Origin of the sequence: Nevskia soli (assembly GCF_903970205.1) — a bacterium.
In the GTDB taxonomy this organism is placed as follows: Bacteria; Acidobacteriota; Terriglobia; order Bryobacterales; family Bryobacteraceae; genus Bog-113.
Map to the genome: position 1 here is coordinate 1 of NZ_CAJCHS010000367.1, position 8,212 is coordinate 8,212.

The window sequence follows — 8,212 nt, forward strand, 5'->3', positions numbered from 1 at the left end:
AGTTCAGCGATCGGGCCATCGAGATTGCGACGGACTGGCACGAATCGGCTTATCAGCGGAGTCTTGTGGCGCTGGCGGAGCTGGTTGTTGAGCGCCGCTTCTAGGTTCTCGGCGACACCGGTGACCGGATATGGAATCGAAGTTCTTTACCAGTGAAGCGCTGATCCGTTACGTCGAGAGCGTATCCGCGCCCGAGCACCCGTTGCTCGCCGCGTTGCGAACAGAGACCGACGCGCATCCGGACCACCAGATGCAAATCACCGCGCTGCAAGGCCAGTTCCTGCAATTGCTGGTGCTCGCGACGGGAGCGCGCAAGACGCTCGAGATCGGCGTGTTCACCGGGTATAGCTCACTCGCCGCCGCGCTCGCGTTGCCGGACGACGGTCGAATAACGGCACTGGACATCAGCGAGGAGTACACGTCCGTGGCTCGCCGGTACTGGAAGAAGGCCGGAGTCGAAGGAAAGATCGATCTCCGCATCGGTCCGGCGCTGGAGTCTCTGGATCGGCTTACCAAAGAGGGCGCAGGATTCGACTTCGCCTTCATCGATGCGGATAAGACGAGTTATCCCGAGTACTTCGAGAAGACCTTGGCGCTGATGCGGCGCGGCGGACTGATTGCGGTCGATAACACGCTGCGCGATGGGAAGGTGATCGACGCTGCCAATCGGGAGAAAGACACGGTCGCCATCCGCGAATTCAACGCGAGCCGCCGCCATGATGAGCGCGTGATCAGCTCGTTGTTGCCGATCGCGGACGGTTTGACGCTCGCGGTCAAGCGCTGAACAAGCTTCGGCTGCGCCCTTTGGCCGGAGTTGCATTCTCTTTGAAGTGCATTTGCGCGTGGATGACACCGACGGCCCTATTCATCCGAATTCGGCCAAATCTCTATCGCTCGGCCAAGCGAGGGCCTGGCAAACTTCGAGCAGCGTCAACGCAAAGGAGCGAGAGATCAGGAATCTCAAGACGGTCTTTACCTTTGAGCATGATGGCCAGACTTATGACGGACAGATCACTTTGGTATCACTGGCACCGGAAAGGCGAAGCGCGGAGCATGTGTACGACGACTTCTTAAGGTCGGTCCATTTTGGCAACAACTGATCCCGTTGATGCCCCAAATAATGGGTGTCAGCTGGTCGCTCCTACTGGTAATTTTCACCCAAGCACTGGGACCATCGCTCTTTTTCAGCCAGCCTTTGCTGACCGCTGGTTGATCCGGTTTTTTTTGATCGTCCCACTCAAACCGCATCGCTATACAAAACGTATAACACATCACGGTGGCCGACCGGCCCATCCCCCGGCCGCTCACGAGAGGATGGACGTTTTATATGAGGTCGGATCTAACAAAGTTCCGCTAAGCACGGAAACGAAATGGCGATCCGTCTGGAAATGGCCGGCTGGTCAAGCGCCGATCACTGGCTCCGCCTGCGGACCACCTACGATCTCGCGCAGGCGCGGCTCTAGAACTTCTTCACCCCCAACAAATTCCTCAACTTACCCACCACCTGATCCACCGTAAACGGTTTCTGCAAGAAAGCCGACACCCCCTTACCCTCCATCCGCCGCATCGCTTCCGCCTGGCTGTAACCGCTGGTCAATATCACGGGAACGTCGGGCCGGATCTTCCGCAGATGCCGCAGCGTCTCCTCGCCGCCCATCACCGGCATCGTGAGATCGAGAATCACCGCATGTACCTGCGCCGCAATCGCCGGAAACACTTCGAGCGCGATCTGACCGTGCTCCGCCAGAATCGCGCTGTAGTTCCAATGTTCCAGCGCGCGCCGCAGCGTCTCCCGAACGGTCTGCTCGTCGTCCACCACCAGGATCAACCCCGCGTCCAGAGCCTTCTCCGCATCGCCGATCGGAGGTTCCTCACCGAGTTGGCCGGAAGCCACCGGGAGATAAACCGAGAATCGGGTTCCGGACCCCGGGGAACTGTTGAGCGCAATCGCGCCGTTGTGCTGGCGCACGATGCCGAGCACCGCGGAGAGCCCCAGTCCTCGCCCCGTGAACTTGGTGGAGAAAAACGGTTCGAAGATACGGGTTCGCGTGTCGGCGTCGATGCCGATGCCGGTATCGATCACGTCGACCACCACATAATGACCCGATTCGAGGAAGGCGCCGGCTTCCCATCCGCGGCTGCCGGACTGAGTCAATCGTTCCACCCGCGTTCGCACCTCGACAGTACCGCTGTCCTCCGGAACGATAGCTTCGATTCCGTTGGATACCAGGCTGAGCAACACCTGATGCATCTGACCGGGATCGGCTTCCACCTTCGGCAGGTCGGGGGCAAGATGGAGCGTGAGCGTCACGCGGGGATTTTCAATGGAAGTGCGCGCCGCGGCGACGGCGTCCCGGGCGATGCCGTTCAGGTCGATCAGAGTGGCCAGGAAGCGGCCTTTCCCCGCATACGCCAGCAGCTGTTTGGTGAGCGCCGCGGCGCGTTCACCCGCGCGGAGGACGTCCTTCAACATCGGCTGCGCGGCATGTTCCGGTTCAAGCGTATAGGTGGCGAGACTGGCGTTGCCGATGATGCCGGTGAGCAGGTTATTGAAATCGTGCGCGACCCCGCCCGCCAGCACTCCCAGGCTTTCCAGCCGCTGCACATGCTCAAGCTGAGTCTGCACGCGCTTGCGTTCCGTGATGTCGGAAAACATCAGCAGGTGTCCGGTCAATGCGCCCTCATCCGATCGCATGGGCGCGAACGAGCAAAGGACTTCAACCAGCTGGCCATCGGCGCGCGGAAGCGCGCAGTCGAGCGTAGCGGCGCCCGTTTCCTGATCGAAGGTCAACGGCGTGGGTTTGCCGACAACGTCGGCGGCGGCAAATCCGAGCATGCGCTCGGCGGACGGGTTCCAGATCACCACACGGCCGGCGTGATCCGTCGTGACGATCGCCATTGGAGAGGAGTCGATGATGGCGCGCAGGGTGCTCGCGACGTCTTGTTTCCGATGCTCGACAGCCTTGCGATCGTCAATGCTGACGACCACGCCTTGCATGAACGGGCGCGGGCCGTCCGGATACGTCGTGCGCCGTCCCCAGGACTGCACCCAATGCACGCTGCCGTCGGGCCACACGACGCGAAACTCCGCGTTGTACGGATGGCCCGTTTCGAGCGTGTCGCGGATCGCCGCCTCGACCGCATCCCGATCGTCCGGATGGATGCGCGAGACGAACTCCGAACGCGTGATGCGTGCGTCCGGCTTCAGGCCGAAGATCGCCTTGCATCGCTCCGACCACGTGACTTCGCCTTCCCCCGGGCCCGAAAACCAGGTGCCGAGCTCGGCCGCTTCCACCGCAAGCCGGAACTGGTCGTCGCTCTCATGGAGCGCGCGCCGCGACTTCGCTTCTTCCGTTACATCGCGAATCGTGACGACGATATGTTCGATATCGCCGCCGTCGTTGCGGACCAGCTCGGTCGTGAAAGCGGCCACCCAGACCGGCATGCCGAAGCCGTGTACTTCGTACGGGCGATCGCGGACCGTCTGGCCTTTGACGGCGAGCTGTAGCGGGCCATTTGCATGGGGAACACGCTTGCCGTCGGGGTCACGCAGCTCAAAACCGTGCAGGGTCCGTAGCAGCCCTTCAATATTCGCGGCGCCCAGCAGCTTCAGCGCGGCCGCATTGGCATGGATGACCTTACCGCGTCTGTCCGCCAGCAGGATTCCAAGTGGAAGCGCATTGAGGATGATTTCGGACTGCGTGACATCGGAAACGCCGACTTCGGAAACGTTAAGCACGGAAACCCTGGCCTCCGTCGTCGGGTTTGCGGTCGGATCCGCTACGGAGCTGCTTTCGGTCACTAGGTACCTGCGGCGTTAGGCGTGCTTCGGCTTACTATCGTTACCCTTCTCGTCCCGTCCCATCTTTTCCATTTCGCTGAAGTATACACGGCGGCCTTCATCGAAAGCCAGGTTGGAAAGAATCACGGTGGTGGAATCGGCCAGACCGACATCCACGTTCGCTTTGGGGCGCTGGCCGTCGCGGCAGTTATTGAAGAAGCTTTCGAGTTCGATATCGACCGGATTGCGGGGCTCTTCCGGCGTCGCGATGCCCTTGGTATAAAGCCAGCGCCGTCCGAATTTCATTTCGCGATCGACGAAACTATCGTTGGGCCCGACCTCGTCGCGATACATCATGATCGGGAAACCCTTCTGCGATCCCGCGGCCACCATGGTTGCGCCCGCCTGCCACTTCTTCTCCCCTCCGCCGGCTGTGGTGACATGGGGCTGCGCGGGCTCCCGGAACCAAACGGCCAAGGCGGGATGCGTATCATCGCCGATCGTGATTTCGACCGATCCTTCGGTGCCCATGATCAGTTCGCCGAATTCCGTGCGGGTGGAGTTGAACATTGCCAGGTGCGAGTTGGTGCTGATGTAAGTGCCGATGAACTTTTGGTTCTTGGGGTACTTGATAATGACTTGAACGTTGTCGTTGATGTCCCGTCCATCGAAGATGTAGTCGTGGCCGCCGACGCCGACGACATACTCGGGAACGGAACCGAACATCCAGTCCGCCACGTCGACCTGGTGCGACGCGAGTTCCGCCGCAAGCCCCCCGGAGCAATCGCGGTACAGCCGCCAGTTCTGCATTTTCTGCTTGGCCGGATCGGGATTGGGTTTCATTTTCCAACCGGGGTTGCGATTCCATTGCGCCTGGATGTGGGTGACGTTGCCGAGCACGCCTTTATCGACCATCTCTTTGACCGTCTGGTAGAAAACGCTGTAGCGGCGCTGCAGGCCGACCTGGAGAATCTGGTTCGAGCACTGCGAGGCGAGAGCCCGCAGCGCATGCACTTCTTCCGGCTTAAAGACGAGACTCTTTTCGCAGAATGTGTGCTTTCCGGCGAGCAGCGCATCCCGCGTGACCGGAAAATGCACGAACAGCGGCGTTGCAATGATGACCGCGTCTATGTCTTTGCGGTTTAAAAGATCGCGGTAATCCTTATACTTCGTCGGATTCGTCCCGATGGTGTCGTATCCATGCTGCAGGTTGTCGGGGTTGATATCGCAGACGGCCGTGCAGTGGCCGTTGTCGATTCCCTTGAGGTGTTTCAGCAGATAGGAACCGCGGCTTCCCGTGCCGATGATGCCAAACGAAACCGTCTGGTTGGCGCCCTTCAGAGACTGGATGGCGGGGGCGGCGAGGGCGGCTCCGGCGAGCTTGACTGCACTGCGGCGGGTAAGAGTCTGGTCCGGCATAGGATTGGTTTTTGCTGTTCAATAAAGTAACAGATTTCGCAATAAGACCCTAACTGAGCCGCGAGCGGAAGCGACCGGTCGACTGTAACTGAGTTCGGCAAGATGAAAAAGGACCGTACAGCCCCACTCCGAGCCCGACCGAAAGGGAGGGTCTGTAACTGAGCCGCGAGCGTAAGCGACCGGTCGACTGTAACTGAGCCGCGAGCGTAAGCGACCGGTCGACTGTAACTGACCGGTGGGCTAACCTCCGGGCGAGCCGCTCCCGAGTTTTTTCTCGCGCACCTGCGGTAAACCATCCGATTTGCGACTTCTCGTATAGTGGTTTACGAATGCGCAATGTTTGTGCCCGAACGGATACGGGCAAGGTGCGGGCGCGGAACGAAGACCGGTTTTTTGTCGATGCGGAGGCCGGGATCTATCTGCTGGCGGACGGAATGGGAGGGGCTCGGGGCGGCGCGGAAGCCTCCCGGCTGGCGGTTGAGTCCGTATCGGAAACCCTGCTCGCCACACCATTGAGAGATGCCGCAACGCTGTTGAGCGCAATCGAAAAAGCGAATGCGGTGATCCTCAACGAAGCGCGCAATAACCCTGAATTGCAAGGCATGGGAACCACTCTCGTGGCGGCGCTGGACCGTGGCGATTCGTTCACCATCGCCAGCGTAGGCGATAGCCGCGCTTACCTTTGGGCTCACGGGGAGCTGCGGCTGATCACTAAAGATCAGACGTGGGTTCAGGAAGTGGGCCGGCCGCTGGGTCTCGACGAAGAGGCGCTGCAGAAGCATCCTTTGCGGCACGTCCTCACCATGGCCCTGGGTGTTTCCGAGGCTCTGGATGTGAGACTCTACGACATCCGGACGGAGCCGGCCGCGTTTTTGCTGCTCTCGAGCGACGGCCTCCACGGGCTGGTTACCCCTGAGCAGATCCAGAGAATCCTGGGAGACAACCCGGAAGCCGCAAACACCTTGGAAGAGAAGTGTTTGCATTTGATAAACGCCGCACGCGCGGCAGGCGGCCCGGACAACATCACCGCCGTTCTCATAGCCGCTTCCTAGTTATTTCTGCCGTCTGCATCGCCCCCACCCTTCTACATGCGCAATCCGGCTTGCTCGAAGCGCGGATCGTTTCGGGCGACGGACAGGTTATTCGAGAAGGCGAGAGGATTCAGCGCCCCCTGGTCGTTGAAGTTACGGATGAAACAGGCGCGCTGGTGGATCGCGCGATTGTTAGTTTCCGGCTGCCGGAAGACGGCGTCTCGGGAACCTTTCGCAACGGGCTCAAGACTGAAATTTTGACCACCGACGGTGGCCACGCCTCCCTGCGATCGCTGCAGGCGGGCGGTTTCGCCGGGCAGTTTCAGGTCCGCGTCACCGTAGCCAAGGGCGAAGCGCGGGCAGGCACGCTTTCCACGCAATTCATCGCCCCGGATTCGCGAAAGCACCCCCTGCATTCGCTGATCGGCGCACACCCGCATCTGTGGGAGGCGGCAGGAGTCCTGCTGCTCGCGGCGGCCGCGGACTATGCCAAGGGCCGGACCTCAACTGCCGGGGGCGCAAACGCGACGTTGCCGCCTACGTTCGGAGTTCCGACTGGAGTCGTGGGAAAACCATGATGCGTCTAACGGTTTGCTTGTTATTGCTCGCGGCGCGGATGAGCATTGCGCAGGGCGTGAACGCGCCGATCGCGGGCGTGGTCTTGGATCCGGCGGGCCGGCTGATTCCCATCCACGGGGTCTTCGGAAATCTGCTTCGAGGCGAATCGATTCCGCTTCCAGGCGCTTTCATCTCGGCCAGTTTCAGCGATAACGCCGGACTGTTGAAGAGTGCTTCGGCATTCGTGATCACGGATAGATCGGGACAGGAGCAGTCATCAATCGAGAGCACGGTTAGCGGGGCGGCGATGGCGTCATTTGCCTCCGATGGTTCGCTTCAGTGGTTTTGTGCCGGAGCTTGCATGACTCTACAGACGCCTCAAGGGGCGACAATTTCGACTGCGAACATCGGAGGTGCTGTTGTCGCTCTTGGTCTTACTGCGGGGCAGAGCATTCCGCTGTTAACACTCTCCGGTAACCAACTGTGGTCCTGTTCGTTGAGCACGGCGGACCAGTTGACAAGTAATCAAGTAGCGGTTTCAGGAGCAACTCCTGCAATCGCTTTCAATGGCGGATGGCTTACCACTTCCGCCGCGGGGCTCATCTGGACGGCTCCCAACGGAACGACTACCGCCATCCCGGTTCCGTCGCCGGTGCAGAGCTTGCAGGCGTCCGGCTCGCGAACGGTTTCGATCAACGCGCGCTGGATGTTAAATGGCGCGCTGCAGCTGTTGGAAATTCCCGTCCGGCCCCAAGTCGCGCCGAAACCGCGGACCAGTCCGGTGTTGGTGACGCGATGAAACGACTCGTCCTGATTGCGCTTCTCTCGGCGGCTGTTTGTTCCGCGCAAGTCGTCGTCAAGAATCACGCCACCGGAGCGCTCATTGGAACCCAACTGGTTCTGCCGGATGCGCCTGTCGGAGACACGGAACAGTTCGCGTTCGATGTCGTGAACACCGGCACAGCGAACGTCACCGTGAACAGCGCCATCGCAACCGGCGAGTACTACACGCTCTGCTGCGAGTCCGCGTTCCATCTGGCGCCATCGCAGACGGTGACCCTGACGCTCGCTTTCGCGCCGCTGGCCGCCGGCTATTCGAGCGGCTCGATCCAGATCGACGCGCTCACGATTTTCACGTTCGCGCGCGGCGATGCCGCTGCTTCGTTATTCGTCCAATCGGCCGCGGGCTCCACGCAAGCGCATGTGGATACGCCGACCGTCCTGACTTTCCCGGCCTCCTACAACGGCCAACTTTCGTGCATCCTGGTGAACAACGGCACGGGTCCGGTGACGGTCGGCAACATCGCGGTCCTCGGCGATTTCACGCTCGTGGCGGCGCCTTCGCTGCCGCTAGTCTTGCAGCCGGGACAGCAGGTCACATTCGCGCTGGCGGGTATTTACGGGGCAGCAACGACCGCCATAT

General features: G+C 60.8%; 7 protein-coding genes. 5 read left to right on the forward strand and 2 right to left on the reverse strand.

Annotation, left to right across the window (positions count from 1 at the left end):
* Positions 1-130: 130 nt before the first annotated feature.
* The gene (locus H1Y01_RS16045) at positions 131-784 is read left to right on the forward strand and encodes a class I SAM-dependent methyltransferase (RefSeq protein WP_180541519.1); all 654 of its coding nucleotides are present in this window, start codon (positions 131-133) and stop codon (positions 782-784) included.
* A gap of 675 nt (positions 785-1,459) precedes the next feature.
* Here the strand turns inward: H1Y01_RS16045 and H1Y01_RS16050 are convergent.
* Together H1Y01_RS16050 and H1Y01_RS16055 are read right to left on the reverse strand one after the other, a co-directional pair.
* A complete protein-coding gene (locus H1Y01_RS16050) occupies positions 1,460-3,802 on the reverse strand; it encodes a hybrid sensor histidine kinase/response regulator (RefSeq protein WP_180541520.1) in 2,343 nt (780 codons plus the stop codon).
* A gap of 15 nt (positions 3,803-3,817) precedes the next feature.
* Positions 3,818-5,200: a Gfo/Idh/MocA family protein gene (locus H1Y01_RS16055; RefSeq protein ID WP_180541521.1), complete on the reverse strand. Its 1,383-nt coding sequence runs from the start codon at positions 5,198-5,200 to the stop codon at positions 3,818-3,820.
* Positions 5,201-5,529: 329 nt separating this feature from the next.
* Between H1Y01_RS16055 and H1Y01_RS16060 the strand changes: the two genes are divergently transcribed.
* The 4 genes from H1Y01_RS16060 to H1Y01_RS16075 all read left to right on the forward strand — a co-directional run.
* The gene (locus tag H1Y01_RS16060; protein WP_180541522.1) at positions 5,530-6,252 is read left to right on the forward strand and encodes a protein phosphatase 2C domain-containing protein; all 723 of its coding nucleotides are present in this window, start codon (positions 5,530-5,532) and stop codon (positions 6,250-6,252) included.
* A 50-nt stretch (positions 6,253-6,302) separates the two neighbouring features.
* Positions 6,303-6,809, forward strand: coding sequence for a hypothetical protein (locus H1Y01_RS16065; protein WP_180541523.1), 507 nt, complete (start codon positions 6,303-6,305; stop codon positions 6,807-6,809).
* Entirely contained in the window at positions 6,806-7,588 is a 783-nt protein-coding gene (locus H1Y01_RS16070) for a hypothetical protein (protein WP_219341611.1), read from the forward strand. The genes H1Y01_RS16065 and H1Y01_RS16070 overlap by 4 nt, the downstream gene beginning before the upstream one ends.
* On the forward strand, positions 7,585-8,212 hold a 628-nt coding region (locus tag H1Y01_RS16075), incomplete at its 3' end, for a hypothetical protein (protein WP_219341612.1). The genes H1Y01_RS16070 and H1Y01_RS16075, both read left to right, overlap by 4 nt.

Excerpts from the sequence above, each read along its gene's own strand:
- H1Y01_RS16045 (WP_180541519.1), top strand. The coding sequence starts at position 131 with ATGGAATCGAAGTTCTTTACCAGTGAAGCGCTGATCCGTTACGTCGAG.
- H1Y01_RS16055 (WP_180541521.1), bottom strand. The coding sequence starts at position 5,200 with ATGCCGGACCAGACTCTTACCCGCCGCAGTGCAGTCAAGCTCGCCGGA.
- H1Y01_RS16060 (WP_180541522.1), top strand. The coding sequence starts at position 5,530 with ATGCGCAATGTTTGTGCCCGAACGGATACGGGCAAGGTGCGGGCGCGG.
- H1Y01_RS16070 (WP_219341611.1), top strand. The coding sequence starts at position 6,806 with ATGATGCGTCTAACGGTTTGCTTGTTATTGCTCGCGGCGCGGATGAGC.